This window comes from Paenibacillus hebaui (assembly GCF_051934385.1).
GTDB lineage: Bacteria > Bacillota > Bacilli > Paenibacillales > Paenibacillaceae > Paenibacillus.
Genome location: NZ_CP196836.1, coordinates 2,850,835 through 2,872,263 on the forward strand (window position 1 = coordinate 2,850,835; position 21,429 = coordinate 2,872,263).

General features: G+C 44.5%; 16 protein-coding genes. 13 read left to right on the forward strand and 3 right to left on the reverse strand.

All coding sequences use genetic code 11. The annotated features are described in order from the left end of the window. Nucleotides 1–91: 91 nt before the first annotated feature. On the reverse strand, nucleotides 92–1,117 hold the full coding sequence (locus ACR32F_RS13200) for a fatty acid desaturase (protein ID WP_440119122.1): 1,026 nt from the start codon (nucleotides 1,115–1,117) through the stop codon (nucleotides 92–94). A gap of 375 nt (nucleotides 1,118–1,492) precedes the next feature. Between ACR32F_RS13200 and ACR32F_RS13205 the strand changes: the two genes are divergently transcribed. The 4 genes from ACR32F_RS13205 to ACR32F_RS13220 all read left to right on the forward strand — a co-directional run bounded on the left by ACR32F_RS13205 (nucleotide 1,493) and on the right by ACR32F_RS13220 (nucleotide 7,661). Continuing rightward, nucleotides 1,493–2,332, forward strand: a complete 840-nt coding sequence (locus tag ACR32F_RS13205; protein ID WP_440119827.1) for a YitT family protein — start codon at nucleotides 1,493–1,495, stop codon at nucleotides 2,330–2,332. Between the two features lie 537 nt (nucleotides 2,333–2,869). After that, the gene (locus tag ACR32F_RS13210; protein ID WP_440119123.1) at nucleotides 2,870–4,072 is read left to right on the forward strand and encodes an ROK family transcriptional regulator; all 1,203 of its coding nucleotides are present in this window, start codon (nucleotides 2,870–2,872) and stop codon (nucleotides 4,070–4,072) included. A 39-nt stretch (nucleotides 4,073–4,111) separates the two neighbouring features. Continuing rightward, complete coding sequence (locus ACR32F_RS13215) at nucleotides 4,112–5,188, forward strand: ROK family protein (protein WP_440119124.1); 1,077 nt, start codon at nucleotides 4,112–4,114, stop codon at nucleotides 5,186–5,188. A gap of 322 nt (nucleotides 5,189–5,510) precedes the next feature. After that, entirely contained in the window at nucleotides 5,511–7,661 is a 2,151-nt protein-coding gene (locus ACR32F_RS13220) for a cytoplasmic protein (protein ID WP_440119125.1), read from the forward strand. Between the two features lie 166 nt (nucleotides 7,662–7,827). On the opposite strand, the gene ACR32F_RS13225 is transcribed toward ACR32F_RS13220, so the two are convergent. Next, nucleotides 7,828–8,412, reverse strand: coding sequence for an AAA family ATPase (locus ACR32F_RS13225; protein ID WP_440119126.1), 585 nt, complete (start codon nucleotides 8,410–8,412; stop codon nucleotides 7,828–7,830). Between the two features lie 293 nt (nucleotides 8,413–8,705). On the opposite strand from ACR32F_RS13225, the gene ACR32F_RS13230 reads away from it, so the two are divergent. Next, entirely contained in the window at nucleotides 8,706–9,041 is a 336-nt protein-coding gene (locus ACR32F_RS13230; protein ID WP_024631897.1) for a PadR family transcriptional regulator, read from the forward strand. Beyond that, on the forward strand, nucleotides 9,038–10,390 hold the full coding sequence (locus ACR32F_RS13235; protein ID WP_440119127.1) for an FtsW/RodA/SpoVE family cell cycle protein: 1,353 nt from the start codon (nucleotides 9,038–9,040) through the stop codon (nucleotides 10,388–10,390). Before ACR32F_RS13230 ends, ACR32F_RS13235 begins: the two co-directional genes overlap by 4 nt. 60 nt (nucleotides 10,391–10,450) lie before the next feature. Here ACR32F_RS13235 and ACR32F_RS13240 read toward each other — a convergent pair whose 3' ends face one another. Next, the gene (locus ACR32F_RS13240; RefSeq protein WP_440119128.1) at nucleotides 10,451–12,238 is read right to left on the reverse strand and encodes an ABC transporter substrate-binding protein; all 1,788 of its coding nucleotides are present in this window, start codon (nucleotides 12,236–12,238) and stop codon (nucleotides 10,451–10,453) included. 133 nt (nucleotides 12,239–12,371) lie between these two features. Here ACR32F_RS13240 and ACR32F_RS13245 point away from each other — a divergent pair, with 133 nt between their 5' ends. The 7 genes from ACR32F_RS13245 to fabD all read left to right on the forward strand — a co-directional run bounded on the left by ACR32F_RS13245 (nucleotide 12,372) and on the right by fabD (nucleotide 21,396). Continuing rightward, nucleotides 12,372–13,991: a DUF4153 domain-containing protein gene (locus tag ACR32F_RS13245; RefSeq protein WP_440119129.1), complete on the forward strand. Its 1,620-nt coding sequence runs from the start codon at nucleotides 12,372–12,374 to the stop codon at nucleotides 13,989–13,991. 93 nt (nucleotides 13,992–14,084) lie between these two features. Next, nucleotides 14,085–14,435, forward strand: coding sequence for a hypothetical protein (locus ACR32F_RS13250; RefSeq protein ID WP_440119130.1), 351 nt, complete (start codon nucleotides 14,085–14,087; stop codon nucleotides 14,433–14,435). Next, the gene (gene yidC / locus ACR32F_RS13255) at nucleotides 14,372–15,250 is read left to right on the forward strand and encodes a membrane protein insertase YidC (RefSeq protein ID WP_440119131.1); all 879 of its coding nucleotides are present in this window, start codon (nucleotides 14,372–14,374) and stop codon (nucleotides 15,248–15,250) included. The genes ACR32F_RS13250 and yidC overlap by 64 nt, the downstream gene beginning before the upstream one ends. Before the next feature lie 396 nt (nucleotides 15,251–15,646). Next, complete coding sequence (gene bacA / locus ACR32F_RS13260) at nucleotides 15,647–16,489, forward strand: undecaprenyl-diphosphate phosphatase (protein ID WP_440119829.1); 843 nt, start codon at nucleotides 15,647–15,649, stop codon at nucleotides 16,487–16,489. 168 nt (nucleotides 16,490–16,657) lie between these two features. After that, nucleotides 16,658–17,401, forward strand: coding sequence for a hypothetical protein (locus ACR32F_RS13265; protein WP_440119132.1), 744 nt, complete (start codon nucleotides 16,658–16,660; stop codon nucleotides 17,399–17,401). A 15-nt stretch (nucleotides 17,402–17,416) separates the two neighbouring features. Continuing rightward, on the forward strand, nucleotides 17,417–18,097 hold the full coding sequence (locus ACR32F_RS13270) for an MBL fold metallo-hydrolase (protein ID WP_440119133.1): 681 nt from the start codon (nucleotides 17,417–17,419) through the stop codon (nucleotides 18,095–18,097). 20 nt (nucleotides 18,098–18,117) lie between these two features. Next, nucleotides 18,118–21,396: an ACP S-malonyltransferase gene (gene fabD, locus ACR32F_RS13275; RefSeq protein ID WP_440119134.1), complete on the forward strand. Its 3,279-nt coding sequence runs from the start codon at nucleotides 18,118–18,120 to the stop codon at nucleotides 21,394–21,396. The last annotated feature ends 33 nt before the right edge of the window (nucleotides 21,397–21,429 follow it).

The following is a 21,429-nucleotide window of genomic DNA, read 5'->3' on the forward strand; positions in this document are numbered from 1 at the left end:
AACTTAGCCTGACTGTAGCATGACTGTAGTTTGAATACAAGAAAACGAATCCGACAGAGTTAATGCTTCTCTGTCAGACCCGCTTGATTGGTTACACGGATTGGGATTGAACATAACGCTTGCGGGATAAGCTTTTGAGCTGTTTGAAGCTAATAAATTGTTTTGATTCTTCGTCCCATAAGCGGAAGCGCAGGGCAACCAGACTGGAACGTAGTGTGATGGTTGTAGCTTTCTGCAAAGGCGGTGTTGCGTTATGTGCTTCTTCCAGATAATAGTTAGGTACACGTGGGCTCAAGTGATGCACATGGTGGAATCCGATATTACCGCTGATCCACTGCAACAGTTTTGGCAATTTGTAATAAGAACTGCCTTCTACAGCAGCCTTCACATAACTCCATTCGTCTTCATGTTCAAAATACGTCTCTTCGAACTGATGCTGAACGTAGAACAGCCAGATACCAAAGAAACCGGAGAAGAAGAAGATAGGTGCCTGCACCATTACAAAAGCCTGCCATCCGACTAGCCAGCACATGAATGCATAGAGCGCAACGATCAATACTGTAGTCAGGTGAGTATTGATGCGTTCTTTACGTCTTGCACCTTTGCGGTTAAAACGGTAGGCCAACAGAAACACGTAAATGGGTCCGATACAAAACAACACAAACGGGTTACGATAAATCCGGTAGAAGAGGCGTCCCCAAGTAGAGGCTTCTTTGTATTCGTCAACCGTCATGACCCAGATATCACCTACACCACGTTTGTCGAGATTACTGCTGGTGGCGTGATGGATGGAATGCTCGTTTTTCCACTGCTGATAGGGTGTCACTGTTAATACACCAGTAATGGTGCCAAGAATATCATTGGCGCGTTTGCTCTTGAAGAATGAACCATGACAGCAGTCATGGAAAATGATAAAGGTCCGTAGTACAAATCCGGATGCCACCAAGGCAATCGGGAAGGTCAGCCAATAGGAAACGGACAGGCTGTAGTAGGCTGCGGCCCATAGTAACAAGAGTGGAATTATGGTATTCAATAATTGTCTGATACTTAGACGAAGATTATTTTTCTCGTAAGGGGTGACTTCTTTTTTAAGCGCCATTTCTTTATTTCTGTTCATTGATATGTGTTCCTCCTTCAATCGTTATACCTGTAATCAGATAACTCAACGTTTCCTCAGTATATCTTTTCATGGGGGATGCGTTTTTATTATTGTAAAACAATTCGTATAGCACAGTAAGTCATAAACGTCAGTACCCTGTAATGATAATTATCAATGTTTACGCATGACATTTGTCATGGGTGGAGGAAGAAATTCCCTTTTAGAAAGCCGTAGAAAGCGGAAATTTTAAATTCCTTTGTATAATTTGCGCAACAATTTGTATTTTGTATACAAATTTTGCCGTGAGCGTGGTAGAATCTATCTTTGAGCGGTTATGACAACTTATAATATTGGTCGATAGGTTGATTTCTGATGGATTGGATGGAATACATGATGAAGAAACGAATAACGGATATTCTATTTATTATGGCGGGTGCATTTCTATTTGCGCTGGCAGTGAACTTGTTTGTCATCCCGAATGATCTGGCTGAAGGCGGCGTTACAGGAATCACGATTATTTTGTATTACCTGTTTGAATGGTCCCCTGGACTGATGAACTTGCTACTGAACGGTATTTTGTTAATTGCAGGATACAGATTTCTGGATAGAACAACTACGGTATATACGATTATCGCGGTAGTTTTCAACTCGCTGTTCCTGCACCTTACCGAGAGTTGGACCATTGATTCACATGAGCTGTGGATTAATACGATATTTGGCGGATTGTTTGCCGGTCTTGGCATCGGCTTGATTGTTAGAGTGGGGGGAACGACAGCTGGAACAGTTATTCTGGCACGGCTTGCCAACAAATATTTGGATTGGAACATCAGTTATGGATTATTATTCTTCGATCTGATCGTGGCGTTCTCATCGTTCTTCATTATAGGACCACAAGGTTTGATGTGTACAATTGTTATGCTGTTCGTCGGTACCAAAACGATGGAGTTCATTATTGAAGGGCTCAATCCCAAAAAAGCAGTTACGATCATTTCGTCGAAGCAGGATGAAATTGCTAAACAGGTGATTGAGAAAATGGATCGTGGGGTCACTGTCCTATCAGGGCATGGATACTATACAAAGACACCAAAAGAAATTTTGTACATCGTCATTAGCAAGCAAGAGGTTCCGATGCTAAAGAAGATTGTCCGAGCAGAGGATGAGATTGCTTTCATAACCATACATGATGTGCGCGATGTATTTGGAGAAGGATTCATTGAATTGTCCAAATCGTAATGAATATGTATATAAGGAAGAAGGAAGTTGCGGTGACATTTCACCGCAGCTTTTTTTGATGGGTTAATCTTATCCGGTATTAAACTAGTTCAAAAAGAAACCCTCCTCATTAGAGAAGGGCAGAAGGATACTAAAGAATATTAATAGTGCTTTCTTTTTTTGATTCTACAATATTCAACCGTTACATGACAGTGTTTCTTGCACTTTGTAGGAACATATTTAATTTTGGTAACACAAGTTTTCGTGATTTTCTTGTAAAAACACTTTGTTCTTGGATCATAACATTTATGCTTTCTATACATATTGAACCCTCCCTAATTGTGATAAGGTATTGTATGAACAGGTCAATGTTTCGGAAACATATAAACGTCTATTATTGTATAATAATTCCTTTATTAGGCTTTTATACTCTAAGTATATGTCGTTCTTCCATTACGGAGGAGACCAAAGACAAAAAGCTGTACACATACCAAGCGCGATGATATATTGAATTTAATTGGTTAATAAACTTAACTAACTATGAAAGGAGACGAGAAGATGGCTGGCACACCTCAGTTTATGCGCACTTTGAATCAAAATCTGATTATGGATGCTTTGATTGCTCAGGGAACAATGTCCAGAGCGGATATTAGCCGTCAGACCGGGCTAAGTAAACCCACGGTGTCGTCGGCGGTCGAACATTTAATTGAACGAAAGCTGGTTCTGGAAACGGGTAGAGCCAACAATGCCCAAGGTCGCAAGGCAACCCTCATCCGTTTCAATGAAACGGCTTATTATGTCTGTGGCATAGACATCGGGGCAACACGTATTCGTATCGCCTTATCCGATCTGAATGGAGAGATCATCGACTACAGAACTTATCCGACGTTAGTCGACCACACTGATGACCAAGCAAGAGCAACAATCCTTGTTGTAATTAAAAGCTATATGGATGAACTGCTTGACGGGAATCATCTGAAGTGGGATCAAGTTCAATGTATTGGTTTTGGCATTCCAGGCGTTGTACTGCCCGAATCGGGGGAGATTCGTCGAATTGTTGATCCGTTAGTAGGTTTAGAGCAAGCTTTCTCGCTGGAATCATTGTCTGGAGTATTTCCCTGTGAGGTGATCCTGGAGAATGATGTGAATATGGCCGCATTGGGTGAATACAGAAGCGGGGCAGCCGCGGAGTCCAATCTGTTCGTTTTTTTCTCCATCGGGACAGGAACAGGGGCTGGCATCATGGTGCATGGTCAATTACTTAGAGGGTTGAGCGGGCTAACCGGAGAGGTGGCAGAGATGCTGCTGGAAGATGATCGTCGGCTGGAGGATGTGCTGTCTTGTGAAGGTCTGATGCAACTAGCCCAAAGCCATGTTTATCAGCATGATGTGCTATTGGAGGGTGTTGATTCGGATTCAGATAATCTTCGCAGACACCTGACTCCAGAGAAGTTATTTGCATCTGCTAACAGTGGAGAAGCAGATGCGTTAGAGATTTTGAAAAAGTATAGCCTGATGATCGCCTCGGCTCTGCGTCATATATGTGTAGTCCTTGCTCCTAAACTTATTGTACTCGGCGGAGGTATAGGGGGAAACGGGGATGTGCTGTTGCCATTTCTCAGACAGATCGTATCTGAACAATTTCCCGTGCAGCCAAGACTGATCTGTTCTGAGTTGGGTGAGCAGGCCGTAGTTAGAGGAGCGATACATGTGGCATTGCAACAAACGATGCTGAATCTTCAGCAGGATGTATCAGAATAAGAATCCGGATTTCATTTCCGGGAGTGGGGAGGAACAGGTATGAAGAAAATCGTAAAGAAAGCGACGGTAACCATGAAAAAGGAAACAGCGTTGGAAAAGGATTGGAATCAGATTGGTAGCGGTGATTCATCCAGCTGGATCGCAGGTGTGGATATTGGAGGTACCAAAACATTAATCCTGTTGTCATCACAGCGGGCTGGAAGTGAAGTCTATGAACGCCAATTGCCTACCTTTGCCAGCGAGCAGCCGGATGAGTTTTTTGGATGGTTATTCGCTGAAGTGGAAACGTTCTGCCATGAGGTGGGGTGTAGTCTGGATCAACTCTCCGGTGCAGGACTGGGATTCCCAGGTGTGATTCTGCAAGAGGAAGGAATGCTGCGAAGTGCTCCGGCATTTCAGTGGCCTGAGCAAGATATTCGCCCCATTATTGCGAAGTACTACAGCGGAAGCATCATTTTGGATAACGATGTGAATCTTGCCGCGATGGGAGAATATGACCAAGGTGCAGCGCAGGGCCACCACCATTGCGTAATGGTCACGGTTGGAACAGGGATTGGAGCTGCTCTTGTCCTGAATGGACAGCTGTACAGCGGTCAAAATGGAGCTGCAGGCGAGATTGGGCATTTCATTGCAGGAGATGAAGGGCTTCAACCAGGTTACGTTGCGGATGCTGATTCATTTGGTGTGTTTGAGCAAGCGACTTCAGGTACCGGGATCACTGAACAGGCGAGGCGTTATTTTGCCGATGGAAAGGGAAGCTCCTTATCCCTGATTCTGAGTCTGGCAGGAGGGAAAGCGGATCAGATCGAAGCCAGGCATGTATTCAAAGCAGCCGAATCGGGTGATCTTGCTGCACTGGAGATCCTGGAACTGCCTATGCGATATATGGCGAGAGGTCTGGCGAATATCACGGCTTTACTTAATCCTTCTATTATTGTTATCGGTGGTGGCGTAGCTGCATCCAACCCATCCTATTATCTAAATGAAGTACGTACAAGCCTCAAACGTTATACCGTTCTGCCTACGCGTTTAGCTGTAGCTGAACTCGGGAATAGAGCAGGAGCAATCGGGGCATTGGCTGCAATCAGGTCGAGACTGACACAGACAGCTCAATAAGCTGCACCTTTCAGAGCAGACTTTATTTCAGGCTGGGCAAAGAAACCATCGATGAACGATTCCGTCTCCACTTGTGGCTCTGTTGTTGTGGCATTGTGCCAATTTGTTCATTTGCCAATATCGAAAATTCTGGGCTATAATATGGAATAATCAGGCTATGGCATCCCTTCCTTCTAAACATTTACTTCAGTATTAGGGGTGCCGCTCTCCTGATTTTTTGTTTTTTATACATAATGATTGACGGGATAGTTAGATATGCACGAGTTAGAAGAAGGATGGAAAAGAAAGTAGACATATATGATCTTCAGGGAGATTACAAGCGATGGACTTATTTTCAATCTATCTGAACAGGGAACTTAAGGTAATCATTACAGAGAGCGATGGCATTTTGCCAGAGTGTGTTCTGGCGACAGCACTGAAAAATCTGGAGTTACAGGGGTATACATTTTCGACCAGATTGATCGATATTCTGAGTACGTGGGAACAAGAGTCATTTGTGCTCTGGTTTGAGCGGGTAATGGAGGAACTCCGTCATATGACGGGTGCGAATCTTATGGGGAACTTTATCGTTCCAATGTATCCTGATCAGCTGATGAATATTCATGAGAGCGAGCTTTACTTGAACGCTTTGATGCATTATTGGACACTTCAGTTGCAGGAGAGCAAAACGGATGAACGAATATTATGGCTTGGTCAGACCAGACTTCGTGTGATCGACCTCGGTCAAAAATCTGAATTTCATCGAATCGGACTGAACTTGCTCACAGCCAAAGCGCCACGGTCACCCGCTGCACGAGAGCAGTTCATTTGGTTCGCGACGGAGTATGATGGATGGGATATGTTCGAGTTGGATCAAATCCTTGTGAAAGAGAATGCGGCAGTCTATTGTGCTGCATGGTTAAGAACAGGAAGTGCTTCACTGGAGCATTTCCAGCGGTATTTGCGGACAGCAACAGATATACTGCGGCTGGTGGTAGCTTGTTCCGATGGTGATGTCAGTCTGAAGCAGAACACGCGCTTTCGTTCATTCAACCGATCTGAGCGTCGTTTGTTACTAGCTTTGCTAGAGGCTGTTCCTGAACCATTGGAAGAGCTGTTTCGTTACAAAGGACGTTGGCTAAGATTAGCTGAACGACTGCATCCGGGTGAGTATCGGCAACGTTATCCAAGAGCGTTGAAGGCTATTGAACAGTTACGCTCAGGAGAATGTCCGCTTACTTTTTCCGGCAGGGTGGAGCATGCTTTTAAACAAATGGATAGTTCACTTATATTGAATACACTGGCTGAACGGCCTGATGAGATGGTGCGGCAATTGGATCGAATGATTCGTTCGGGGATTGCCGTCCAGGATGTGGCGAGCAAACTGGAAGCTGTGGCAGACAAGCTTTCTACGTCTGTGTTGCTCCATGTACTTACTCATTTTCGGACAAGAGTGGATAATCAGGTTCGGAGGTGCTTTTTTCCGAAAGGCAATATAACGAAGCTGTATGTATCTGCACAGACGTTGCCACCCATGGATGCTCAGGATGTACATGTAATGATCTCGGCAGTGGAGGATATTTTGCTAAAACGTTTTGCGAAGTTGCCCTCACTCGGCAATGTTTACATTGACGAAAGACTGCAAGATTATACGATACCACAGAAGATTCGCTCAGCTAGTAAATCCCATAGATCCCTATCCCGTGGATCATGGGTCCCCTTACCAGCCGGTGATACAGTTCGTTTTTTTATTAGGTGGACAGAGGGCGTGGTTGGCGACGTACCTACCGAGCGTATCAATATTGATCTGTCCGGTGTGTTATACAATTCAGATTGGCGCTATCTGGATCAGGTTTCTTTTACCCATCCGAAATCGGATAACGTTCAGGCTGTGCATAGTGGTGATATTGTGGCCGTACCGGATGGAGCGGCAGAGTATATCGATATACACTTGCTTTCTGCGAGGACATATGGAGCGCGTTATATCGCAATGATGGTTAACCTGTTTGCGAGACATCCATTCAGTGATTTGCCGGAGTGTTATGCCGGATGGATGATGCGGAAGGTGCCGCAATCGGGTGATATTTTTGAAGTATATACTGTACAGGAACGGATTGATCTGGCGGCGGATGCACACCTAGGTATGCCAGCTATCATAGATTTGCAGGAGCGTCGTATGTGCTGGTGTGATCTTGGACTGAAACAGTCCTTTGGTATACACAATGATGTAGACAGCAGCAAACCAGGTGTAGCATCAATCGGAAGAGCCATGACTGAGCTGCGACGGCCTGATCTGTACACGTTATTCATGCTACATGCCAGCGCACGCGGAAGATTGGTGGAGACGCTGGGTGCAGCAAATTTTGTGTTTACGGCGGAACTGGAGTCCAATCGTGTGGCTGAAGTAGCAGAATATCTCACCGAAGGACCTGCTGTGGATCGAACTGTGATTACACCATTGGCGCAGGAACGTATTTTGGAGCATTTTCTTTGAGAATGAAGCGTGGGAAGTCTGGTTTTGTTTTACATAAATAGTAAGAGGTATGTGTCATGATGGACCCATTAAGGTCTTCTTGGCAAATACCTCTTTTTGCTGTGTCTTTATATTTCTTTGATGTGTAGAAATTAAACAAATGGATTTGATTGGTTGATTCTACATGTTATTCATACATACGTTGTTCCACCTCAGTCAGCGCAATATGGTAATCTTCTTTTGAATTATCGATATAAGCTACGGATGAGGGGGGCAGCGGCCAAGCGACTTGTTTTCGGGAAAGTGAAGCAGTGAAAGCCTCCCAGTTCGCGAATTTCCATTCATCCAGTGGAGATTGTCTCGCCATGATCCGTTCGCGGTATAAGGCTTCATTTTCTAAATAAATATAGGCCACACGAACATCTGTGTCCTGCAAGGATCGGCCGATTCGTGCAAGCTCTTGCTCAATCCAATCGGGTGTTCCGGTTTCTTTGGTAAATGGGCCTACAACAACAGTGTCGATACCCAATTGTACGTTATCCAGAGCCGCATCCATGGTAATACGGTATCCCAGATCACGGCACAGGCGTTTATATTCCGGTGAATCCCGATCGGATGGATCAAGTCCCTGTAGGGTCATTATTGCTTCGGCAGCTGGACGCAGCAGGATATCCATATCGAAGAAAGCCGCTTTATGTTTACGAGAAAGGGCTTTGGCAAGCGTTGTTTTGCCACTTCCTGCCCCGCCGAGAAAGAAAATGAGTTTACTCATGGATGAATTACCTCCTCATAATTAATAGATGAATATGTAAGATGAGAGTAAGGATAGAGAGATTCATGATGACACTGTCAGATGTGGAATGACTTGTTTATTTTATCACAAACGTCTTCAATTGATAGCTAGACAGAAAAGGAAGGATCAGGTAATATTATACCTAGCTTTACTATGCATAGATTTCCGATGTATATACCCAAGTGATTTTATTGAGTTCACGTTGAATTTTAAGAAGTGGTAAAAGTGGTTGTTGTTGGACGTGGGAGCATGAACAAAGGGGAGTGACAGCTTTGCAGGTAAACAAACAAATGATTAAAGGCAGTACGGAGACACTGATTCTAACTTTGTTGAAGGAACAGCCACTATACGGTTATGAATTGATTAAGGAACTTCATCGCCAATCCGAGGGTGTGTTTAATCTGAAAGAAGGTACGTTATATCCCATTCTGCACGCGATGGAGCTTGAGGGGTGGGTGGAGTCCTACTGGATGGAAGTAGAAGGTAGGAAACGCAAATATTATTCCATATGTGATAAGGGTGTGGAGGCTTTACAGCATAAAAAAGCCGAGTGGCTTTTATTTCGCGGAGCCGTAGATCGGGTGCTTGGGGAGGGAGGCTTAACATGACGGATCGACACGAGAAGATTAAACATTATCTTGATCAGATGTGTGGTCAGGTCAAGGCTCGTGAAGTACATACCGATCTGCGTGATGAACTGGGAAATCACATGGAAGAAATGATGCTGGACAAGGAGCAAGAGGGACTGGGCCAGGAAGAGGCAGCTACATATGCCATTGAGCAGATGGGTGATCCCGCAGTGGTGGGCAAAAGCATGCACCGGTTGCATCGTCATCGAATGCATTGGGGGCTGCTGACCGGATTACTTGGTTTAGCTACAGTGAGCCTGTTGTTAATGTGGATTTTTACGACTAATGTCACAGTACAAATGTATCAGGACTTGTATAGCAATCATGTAATTTACACCGTAATGGGTTTTATATTCATGTTGTCCTTTATTTACTTTGATTATCGAAAGTTGAAAAGAGCGGCCTGGTGGATCTATATTCTGCTAAATGTCATGTTGTGGATCAATCCAGTACTTTCATCAACTTACAATGGTATAAATAGGTTCTGGGTGTTGCCTTTCGGTTTTGTACTAGATGTGACAACGGTTTCAATGTGGGTATTGCCACTTGCCATAGGTGCAATTACGCTGGATAAACTCCGAAGTAGATGTGGTGTACAGTCATTATTGACTTATTTTGCAATGGTAGCGCTACCTGCGGTGCTCTTGTTTCAAATTTCGGATTGGGTTCGCTTATTCCTGTTTGGTATCGTATCGGTGGTTTTATTTGGCTGGATCACACGAAAATGGCTATACACAACTATAGCTGCTGTATTTACTGGAAGTGTTGCTGTATTGTTATTGTTTTTTGGAGATCAATACGGACGCTTGGAGAGGCTCTCTGTCGTTTTGAATCTTCAGGATGATCCCAATGGGGATGGTTTTTACAATAACTCGATTATGAATATCGTACAATCAGCCGGCTGGTGGGGTAATGGGGTTGATACAACGTTCGACAGGTTTAAAACGAGCTATATAGATTACCCAGGTGTGCTGCTCATTGATGTGTTTGGCTGGTCAGCCGGGATCCTGTTATTGGTGGGTATCATCTGGTTTGTTGCCAGTATGGTGAAGATGCTTCCTCGCATTCGGGATGGATTTGGTCGCATGATTATGGTCAGTATCACAGCCATGTTTGCATTGCAAACCATCTATTCGTTGGCGATGACCACCGGTAAGGTTCCGATCCTTAGCATTTCATTTCCTTTTATTGGATACGGAAATCACCTGATGTTTGATTATGCCATGCTCGGTTTACTTCTGGGTATTTACCGTCGGAAGGATACCATTTCAAAGAAAAATGAAAAAATACGGCAGAAGGTGGATGCCGATCCAATGATCAGTTCATAAGCATCCAACATCAGGGCCGCACTCTTTGAACGAAGATATTGTTATGCCCGAAATGAGCATTCACGGGAACCAGATATGACGGAGGTTGACCCATCCCTGGCTGTTGAAGGAGAGGCCGCGAACGGAAGGCAGGTAGGCAGTCTCCACAGGTTTTTCAGTTAAATGGAACAACAGACTCTGCTGTACCAAAAATTGTTCGATCCGATCCAGTTCAGCCGTTCGATCTGCTGGTCGTTGCGAAGCAACAACGGTGTGCAGCATCTCTTGTACGCTTGTTTTGCAAGAGTCTTCCAGATGCTCGGATAAGGTAAGATAGAGATCATATCTGCGCAATTCTTCGTCCCGGTCCCGAATCAGCGAGAAGAGAATCAGATCGGATTCCAGCCGCAGATCTCCCTTGAACTGCTCCATTGTACCCGTGCGGACGGTACAGGAGAAACCGCATCGCTTCAGGATAGATGCTAAATGTTGGGCATCCCTGCGATATTGTGGAATGGTTGCAATGTGCAGGGAGATGGAACTAGCGGGATTGGAACGTTTAGTTATATGCTTCGCCCCCTCCGGGTGTACCGTCCCGGTATTCACCGCCTCAGGATACATGACTTCAAGATGATCTGCATTCCCGTCATCTCTATACATTCCAGCGAGGCAAGACTGAATGTGCCTTCTTACTTCCGGATCGTTTAACGGTCCGGTTTTTTGCGTATTACAAGTAAGCAATTTGTGTACCATCACGCCTGCGCTAATCTGTGCCCAGTCTGCACCAGCACCCAAAGAAGGATTATGCACAAGGTGAACGAAGGGCGATTCGATATCTTGGCTTTCATCCAGATTTGCAGGAGCACTCCAAGGGATTTGCAGGATGTCTACCCGGTCGATCTGCGCTCTGCCCTGAAAGTACATTGGAAAGGCTTCAAGTCTGCAGAGATGATCATCCCAGGCGGTGACCTTGAAGGGACCGGTTCCTACAGGCATCTGCATGGTATTTATCACATCTGCTTCGTTATGTCCGTTTTTACGCTGCTCGTATGTGGCTTGAGAAGCAACAATTGCCGCACGACTCGTCGTAAGAAAGGACAAAAACAATTCGTGTGGGGCTTTTAGTTGAAAACACACCGTTAAGGGATCGACCGCTTCAATAGACAGAATTCGTTTGCTCACGTCGCGGTATAATGTCCGTCGTTTGGTGGACTTCAGCCGTTCAAAGGTGTGCACAATATGTTGAGCAGTCAATGTCTGCCCATCATGAAAGATAATGCCTTTCCGTAAATGGAAAATCCATGTTCGCCGATCCGGGCTGACATCCCAGGTGTGAGCCAGACAGGGGAGAATCTCTCCCTGTTCATTGCGCTGAACCAATCCGTCAAAGACATGGCTGGTGACAAAGGATTCAGCCAGCAGATTGATATAAAGCGGATCAAGCGCATGAAGTTGCTGCCGAATAGGGAGTCTCAATGTATCAATTCTCTCATTATGGCTCCCGGCTTCCGTATGATGCCCTGAATAACCTAACAGCCATTGGTTCAGATAATCCTGCATCGTCGTTGAACTGGAGAATGCTCTCACCTGTTCGGCTGCTTGCTGTAACTCCCGGCGATTCATGGCCTGCATCATGTATTCTGCGGCGATTTGATCAGCCGGAACAAGCAAGGTTAATGAAGAGCGTCGTCCACGGCCGCGCTGGGAAACCCATTGAATCCAGTCGTGGGCCACCATCTTTTTGACAATGGTTAATGTGTTGCGATGAGTACAATCCAACAGTTCAGCGAGGTCAGCGAGTGTAACTTCATGTTCAGTCTTATGACCAAATTGGTTATGTAACAGCAAGTATTGCTGGTGTAATTTCAAATATTGAGTCCTCCTGGAGATGATCTCTATGGTAATGTCATAAAATAAGAAGTTTTGTTCATTTTAATTTCTATTTATATTCTTATTTTATCATCTAAAATTAAGGATAGAAAGTTTAATGGAGGTTTTTCCCATGATTGATAAAATAATGGCTTCACCGCAACGCGCTTTAATCACGCTACTATCTGCATGGATACTGGCTGTCATTCAACAGTATTTATTCTTTGGCAATGAGATTGGTGTATCATATCCCATCTTTGTTATTCTCTTTTATGGTTTTATGTATCTTTTTGCCAGGGATCGTATGAGGTCATTCAAGTGGATTGATGCATTTGTAGGGGGCGTCGTTTTTTTGTTGTCGCTAACTTTTATGTTATACGACAATGAACCGCTGTATGCTCTCAATTTCCTAGCTGTACCGGGCCTCATTAGCTTACATATGACATATCTGATGGGTAGAAAACGGAGGCAGTGGTGGGAGATTGGTTTGATCGGTACCGCTATCGACCATCTGGTGCCACAAGCCATACGTCATTGGGGGACCATTGCTGCCATCGCTGTAAAAGCAGGTGGGCGTGGGATGGGCAAATCACAGAAAACGGTTGTTTTCAAAGTGCTCATTGGCCTGGTGGCATCCTTGCCCATCCTCATTGTGGTCGTATCCTTACTGTCTTCAGCTGATGGAATTTTTAATCAATATTTATCCGGTTTCCCGGAGTGGTTGAACCAATTAGCTTTTACGCCAGGATTGCCGAGAATCATCTGGATTATTATCGCAGGTGTATTGTTATTCAGTTACATATGGGGATTTGTGCAGCCTATGCAATATGAAGCAGAGAAGAGAGCGAACGCACATTGGAAAAATGGAGCAGCATCCGCGGTTATTCCGCGTGATCATACGCTTGAAGCCCCTCCTGTGAACCCGATTGTCGAGGGCCAGGTTACGAATCAGATCACGGCCGAGGCAATCTACACGCAGGCTCATCGGGAACCATTCAAATTAGACCCGATCATTGTGGGCACGATGCTGGTGGTCATCAACTGTGTGTACGTTCTGTTTGTACTCGTACAGTTTTCGTACCTGTTTGGTGCAGGCGAGGGGCATCTTCCGGCAGATCTGTCTTACGCGGAGTATGCGAGAAGTGGATTCGCAGAGTTGGTTCTCGTCACAGGCATTAACTTTTTCATCCTTATTGTTGCATTGCAGTATACTCGTCCGAGTGGAAAAGTCGGCTTAATCATACATCAGGTACTACTCCTGGTTCTGGTATGTTGTTCAGCAATCATGTTGTATTCCGCGTTTATGCGTCTGAATCTCTATGAGCAGGCTTATGGATATACGTACATTCGATTCCTGGTGCACGCATTCATGATTTTCCTGGCACTCCTGTTGCTGATTGCCGGTCTTCGTATACGTTACACATCGATACCGCTGATTCGCTGGTATATTGTGCTGGCACTCACAGCCTATGTTGCAGTCAATTATGTGGGGATGGATAAACGGATTGCCGAGCTAAATATCGAACGTTACCATCAGACGGGCACTATTGATGCTTCCTACCTGGCGAGTCTGTCGGCAGATGCAGTTCCGCTACTGCGGGAGTTTGCCTTGGAAGAGTATCCGATTCTAAAGAGGGAACTGTTGGAGCGCCATGCCTACCTGGACATGAATTCAGCAGACCTTTCCTGGCCTTCTTATAACGTGGCAAGACATAGGGCTGAGCTGGAATTGTCCAAATTGAGAACGGAATAGATGAATAATAGCTATTTTCACGTATGGATTTATGCAAAAAACAATATGTAAGTGTTATAATATAAAAACTAACCTATAAAGGGGGTGAATCCCTTGTTTGAACTTCATGAATTATTGCCGTATATATTCTCGATTGGACTCATCTTCACCGTCAGTTATGCCTATATTGCCCATCTTCACTGTGGCATGACAGAGTACTGGATGGAAGGTGGCGCCGGTGGTGGACTTGAACCAGGCTTGCCCGCGTTGTCCCTGGATGCACAGCACAGACCTGAAGCATTAACTCGAATGGTCAGACGCAGAGAATCACCGGATGAAGATGAACCAGATTGCACGCCCTCGTTGAGCGAATTTCCTACAAATCAACGAGGAGGATATATATGGAACATAAGACAAGCAAGGGGTTCACTTTTACATCGGGCAAGGGACGGATCTATGGCCTGATCGCCATTTTGTTTGCGGTTATGCTGCTTGCCGGATGCAGCAACAACGTATCGGAGATTACTTCATCAACACCGGGGTTTTTTAATCATTACATTGTATTTCCGCTGTCGTATCTGATTCAGCACATTGCCACCCTATTTAACGGTAGCTATGGGGTTGCGATTATCGTGATTACACTAGTCATTCGTCTTGCGCTGCTGCCGTTGATGATGCGCCAAGCCAAGTCCCAGCAGGGAACCCGAGTAATCATGAATGCGATGAAACCCGAGATGGATGCGCTCAAGAAAAAATATGAGGGTAAAAATGATCCCGCAGATCGGCAGAAGCTTTCACAGGAAACGATGGAGCTGTACAAGAAGCAAAAGTTCAATCCGCTGAATATCGGATGCTTGCCGATGTTGATCCAGCTGCCCATTCTGTCAGGCATTTACACAGCCATCCGGCTTACGCCGGAACTGTCGTCCCATTCGTTTCTGTGGTTCAAATTGGGAGCGCCCGATTATGTGCTTGCAGTGGTCGTAGCGATCATTTATCTGATTCAAGCGAAGGTTTCTCAAGCCAACATGGCGCCTGAGCAGCGAAAACAGTTCGCCATCATGGGATATCTTTCCCCATTGATGATGGCCTTTTTCTCCCTTTCGGCCCCGGCAGCCATGCCGCTATATTGGACGGTTGGGGGTTCATTCCTGGTCTTGCAGACGTTATTGTTCCGCAAATGGTACCCGGTTGAACATCCGCAGGAGCCTGCTATAATTGAGGTGAAGAAGGTAAAGTCTACAAAACGTAACAATTCCGCAAAACCTGCCAAGTCCTAGAGACTGGCTAGTAGCATCACAACTATAAGAACATCGTCTACGTACATCACACCCTATAGAGCAGACACAAAGTCTACTTTATAGGGTCTTTTTGTGAGAGTGAAAAGCCGAGTGATCCAAGAACAATTTTCATAGTTCAACAAATTTTAGTATTTAGTATAAAGGGGAGGATGATAACATACTTATGGTAGGAGGGGATTACAAGTCAATTTCAGAATGAACACGATGATGTAGAAACGTGGAATAAAAACAAATAAAATTTATTGTTTGGATTTATTGACAAAATTTGATGCATCAATTACCATTTTGTTTAAGAGTTTTGGAGAGGGGCTATTCTAGTGTAAAGACTTGACTTAATATGGTGTTTTATGTAAATTATTACTTTGATAAATTATAATTCATTTAGGATTTGGAGGAAAATTAGTGGACATTATTATCGGGCTTATACTAGGGATAGTGGAAGGACTTACGGAGTTCGCCCCAGTGTCATCCACAGGTCATTTGATTCTGGTGGGACATTTGCTAGGTTTCGAGGGTACTGTGCGTGCTTCGACATTCGAGATTGTAATCCAACTCGGTTCAATCCTGGCTGTAGCTTTTCTGTTCTGGAAACGAATTCTCAGCATCCTTGGCATCCATGTTGGAGAAGATCGGAAAGCAAATAAAGCTAAGGAAAAATTAACACTTATTCATATCATTATTGGTGTTATCCCTTTTGGTGTTGGGGGCGTATTTTTTTACGATTACATAAAAGAGGTTTTGTTCAGTGCTCAAACGGTTGTTGTGACGTTAATCCTTGGCGGGATTCTAATGATTGCAGCCGAGATATTCAAACCGAAAAAGCCAGCTGCAGAAACGTTGGATCAAGTCACTTACCGGCAGGCTTTAATCGTGGGTCTGTTCCAGTGCTTTGCACTTGTTCCCGGTTTTTCGAGAATGGGTGCTACGCTATCGGGAGGTTTGCTAGCAGGCATGAGTCACAAAACAGCCTCGGAATTCACGTTTATAATGGCGCTTCCTATTATGTTCGGTGCTTCACTGAAGGATTTATACGAGAGCTGGGATCATCTGTCGGTTGATGATCTTCCCTTATTTATTACGGGGTTTGTGACTGCTTTTATTGTAGCCATGATTGCAGTTAAATTTTTCCTGAAGTTGATTAACCGGATTAAACTGATTCCTTTTGCAATCTATCGTTTTGTATTGGCAGCCGCTTTTTGGATCTTTTTGCTTAACTAGAGCATTCTTATTATCTATTACATGTGAATAAATTAACCGTCGCGGGGAGTCTTATCCATGATCAGTGTTTTTATTAACTCACATTGAAAAGGAAAGATTCCCTTTTATTTTTTTGGAAATAAGTAGTTATCAAAGGGACATTCATCTACTGGGGTGGGAGCGCAAAATATGACAGCATTCATCATAAAGCAAAGCATCATGTTTGTCATACTGTACGGAATCCAATTTTTGATCGGTACGATTGTACTCAAATATCAGTTGCGTGTGAATTACGCTCGTAAAATTGTTCATTTCATGTCTTTTATTACACCGATAGCTATTGAATTGATCGTGAGTTCCAGTACAGGATATACCGGGCCTATTTTTATCGTCGGAATGCTGATGAACTGCGTTATTATGCTCATTTATATTAAGCCAATTCGCGAGAAAAGTGTATTGGTTCAACGCATGTTTGCTTCTTTTGACCGTCCCGAAGATCGTCCTCATACTTTGCTGTGGATGAATACGCAATTAATTGCCGGCTACGTCGTTCTGGCACCATGCTTTCTGTATTTTCAAAGCATAGGTTATGGCACGCTGGCCTTTATTCCCGTTATCATCAATGGACTAGGAGACGGGCTTGCCGAACCGATCGGTATTCGCTTTGGGAAACATAAATATCGTGTTCATGCCTTGTTTTCGAAGAAAAAGTTTACGAGAAGTATCGAAGGCAGTTTATGTGTGTTTCTATCAGCAGTGTTGATCCTTTTGGTATTTGCAAGCAGTTTTACAGTTCCACAATTAGTTGTTGCACTGCTGGTTCTTCCTATAGCTGTAACTCTAGCTGAGGCATTCTCACCCCATACCGTAGATACTCCGTTTATACTTATCGTTGGTTTTGCGTGTTTGTATATGATCATTTCATTTGTTTAACAAGGAGAACTTCATATGACAACCAGTGAATACAAGGTGATTTCTATTAAATCCAGTTATGAAGCATTCATTAATTATAGCTATATTGTCGTTGATGAAGCGACCCGTGAGGCAGCGGTTATTGATCCTTCCTGGGACCTTGAAGCCATTCTGGATTCCCTGGAAGCTGAGCAGGCCAAACTCACACACATCCTGTTGACACATTCCCATGCAGATCATGTACATCTAGTGGGGGCATTGCTCGAGCGTTTTAATCCTCGGGTTTATATGGGGGGTGCCGAAATTGATTTTTTTAGGTACCACTGTAAGAATTTGAAGCCTGTAAAGGATCGAGATGCCGTTTTAATGGGCAATACACTGATATCCTGTATAAACACCCCAGGACATACGCCGGGTTCTATATGTTATTCATTAACAAATCATATTTTTACAGGAGATACTCTGTTTGCAGAGGGATGTGGCATATGCCCCGAACGCGGAGGGGATCCAGGTGCGATGTATCAGAGTTTGCAAAAAATACGGGAACAAATACATCCTTCCGTCAGGGTATACCCTGCACATTCATTTGGCATTGAACCGGGTCAGACACTTCGTATGCTGCTTGAGAGAAACATCTATTTTAATATTTTGGATGAAGGACAGTTTATTGCTTTTCGTATGCGTAAGAATCAGCCGGATGCCAAAAGCTTTGTGTGAAGGAACAAGGGGCGTGACATATGAAAGAAAATATTGTGTTTATGTTCTCCGGTCAGGGTTCACAATATCTTCAGGCAGGAAAAGAATTATATCAGAGTTATCCGGTGTTTCGCCAATGGATGTTGCAGATGGATCGTTGGGTTCAAGATATCGGCGGCAGATCCATTGTACAGGAATTATATGATTCCAATCGGTCTTTTTCTGAAGATTTCAATGAAACTCTAATTACACATCCGGCCATTTATATGCTGGAATACGCACTTGCCAGGACATTAATAGAGAGCGGAGTTATACCCGCTACCGTTTTGGGAACCAGTTTGGGGGAGTTTGCCGCAGCAGCTGTATCCAACGTAATGACTCCCAAGGCGGGGCTCGAAGCGGTTTATAGACAAGCTGAAATCATTCACAAGACATGTGTTCCGGGAAGCATGCTTGCTATATTGCATAGTCGTGAAGTCTATGACAACAATCTGGAGCTGCATGCAGAGTGTGAGCTTGTTGCTGTCAATTCGGCAAATCATCTAGTAATCTCCGGAAGCTTGAAAGGGGTTACAAGAGCAGAGAACTGGCTTAAAAGCCAAGGGATTTCTCATGTCAGACTGCCTGTGACTCATGGATTTCATTCAGCCTATATCAATCCTGCCGCCAAAGAGTATTTGGCCTATCTGGACAAGCAGTCTTACAATGATCCCGCGATCCCGCTTGTTTCCAGTTTGACTGGACAACCTGTGACCAAGGTATCTACTGATCATTTTTGGCAAGTTGTCAAGGAACCGATTCTATTTTCTCGCGCGTTATCCCATATTAAAGAAGAGAAACCGAATAGTATTTTTCTGGATTTGGGGCCTTCGGGTACACTATCCAGCCTCGTGAATCAGATTAGCCCCCGGAAGGAACGAACATGTATAACCATGACACCCTTCCATCAGGATGCAAAACATGTGGAACAGATCATTAGTCGTTATTCCAATTCGAATGAAACTGGAGGGGATGAACCTTTGTGGGCATATGTATTTCCAGGACAGGGATCACAGAAATTGGGCATGGGTGAAGGGTTGTTTGAGCAGTTTTCAGAGTTGACCCGACAGGCGGATGATATTCTTGGATATTCCATTCGGGAGCTGTGTTTGTACGATCGTTCTCAGCAATTGAGCCTGACAGAATATACGCAGCCGGCTTTGTTTGTTGTTAACGCCATGACGTATTTACATAAAATTAAGGAGACGGGCAGAAAGCCAAGCCTGGTTTCGGGTCACAGTCTGGGAGAATACAATGCGCTTTTTGCCGCAGACGTATTTGATTTTGCCACAGGACTGAAGCTTGTACATAAAAGAGGAGAACTCATGAGCAAAGCCCCTAAAGGGGGAATGGCAGCGGTTATCGGTTTAACCGAGAGTGCATTGAAGACAATTCTCCAACGATTTGGACTGCACCAACTGGATATCGCCAATCTGAATTCCCCGACCCAAATTGTCCTTGCAGGGCCACAGGAGATCATTGATCAGGCCAAAACGATTTTTGAGCAAAACGGTGCACAGATGTATATCCCTCTCAGGGTCAGTGGGGCATTTCATTCCCGGTATATGGATGAATCAGCCAAACAATTCGAACAGTACCTCCAGCGTTATTCATTTTCCTCTCCAACGATGACCGTCATCTCGAATTATACAGCGCAGCCCTACCGCACGAATGAAATTCATACCAATTTGGTCCGCCAAATTACACATCCGGTTCGCTGGTGTGAAACGGTAAGAATTCTGATGGGCATGGGTGTAAAAACAATAGAAGAGATCGGTCCGGGCAATGTGCTGACTAAGCTGGTTACAAAGATTCAGACGGAGTGTGAGCCCATCGTATATCGTCCGGATGACATGTCTGTCGAACCGTTATCGTCAGCAGTTCACTCCACTTCTCCAATATCATCCGTCGTACAGCCCGGCAGCGAAGGAACTCGACTGGCCGAGTCCCTTGGCTCGAAACAATTCAAAACGCAATACAATTTGAAATTGGCCTATTTGACGGGTGCAATGTACAAAGGTATTGCTTCGGCCGAGATGGTAGTTAAAGTGGGGCAATCGGGAATGATGGGCTTTTTGGGAACAGGTGGGTTAAACCTCAAGCAAATCGAAGAAGGAATCGATTATATGCAACACCATTTGCAGGATGGACAGGCGTATGGGTTAAATCTTCTTCATCAAATGACTCATCCTGAACGAGAAGAAGATCAAGTTAACTTATTACTGCGCAAAGGAGTGCATACAGTGGAAGCTTCTGCTTTCATGGGTGTTACTCCAGCATTAATCAAGTACCGTGCCCATGGACTGAAGCGTTCTTCAAATGGGAGGGTGTCTGCAACCAATCGCATTATTGCCAAAGTATCCAGACCTGAAGTGGCCGAAGCATTTTTAAGTCCTGCTCCGGAGTACATGGTTGAGAAGTTGTTAAAGGAAAACAAGATTACATCGGTTCAGGCAGAACTTCTGAAAAAAGTACCCGTTGCAGAGGATCTGTGCCTTGAGGCGGATTCAGGTGGACATACAGATGCAGGTGTGGCTTATGTCATGCTGCCTGCCATGGTTCGTCTTCGCAATACAATGATGGAAAAGTACGGTTATTCGAAAGAGATTTGCATTGGTGCTGCGGGTGGCATTGGTACACCTGAAGCAGCAGCAGCAGCATTTTTGCTCGGTGCGGATTTCATCGTAACGGGTTCAATCAATCAATGCACCGTTGAAGCGGCTACTAGCGACGCTGTTAAGGATCTGCTACAGGATATGAACATTCACGACACGGAATATGCCCCCGCTGGAGACATGTTTGAGATTGGAGCCAAGGTACAGGTTCTTCGCAAAGGTGTATTTTTCCCCGCCAGAGCAAACAAGCTTTATGATTTGTACCGGCAGCATGATTCTTTGAATGACATTAGTGAAAAAAACAAACAGCAGCTGGAAAACAAATATTTCAAAAAAACCTTTGATGAAGTATACCGCCAGGTTGTTCAATACAGGTCTCCCGAGGAAATACAGAAAGCTGAACAGAACCCCAAATACAAAATGGCATTGGTATTTAAGTGGTATTTTGCCCACAGTACGAGGCTTGCAATGGAAGGAACAGCAGGTCATCAGGTCGATTATCAGGTCCACTGTGGTCCAGCCTTGGGTGCTTTTAATCAATGGGTAAAAGGCACAGATCTTGAGGACTGGAGAAACCGTCGTGTAGCTGAAGTAGGCATAAAGTTGATGGAAGATACGGCTTTGGTTTTGCAGGAACGCTTGAAAGCAATTGGCTGTGGCGGTTGAGATGAACTAACTTTTAACAGCGTTAGGGGACAG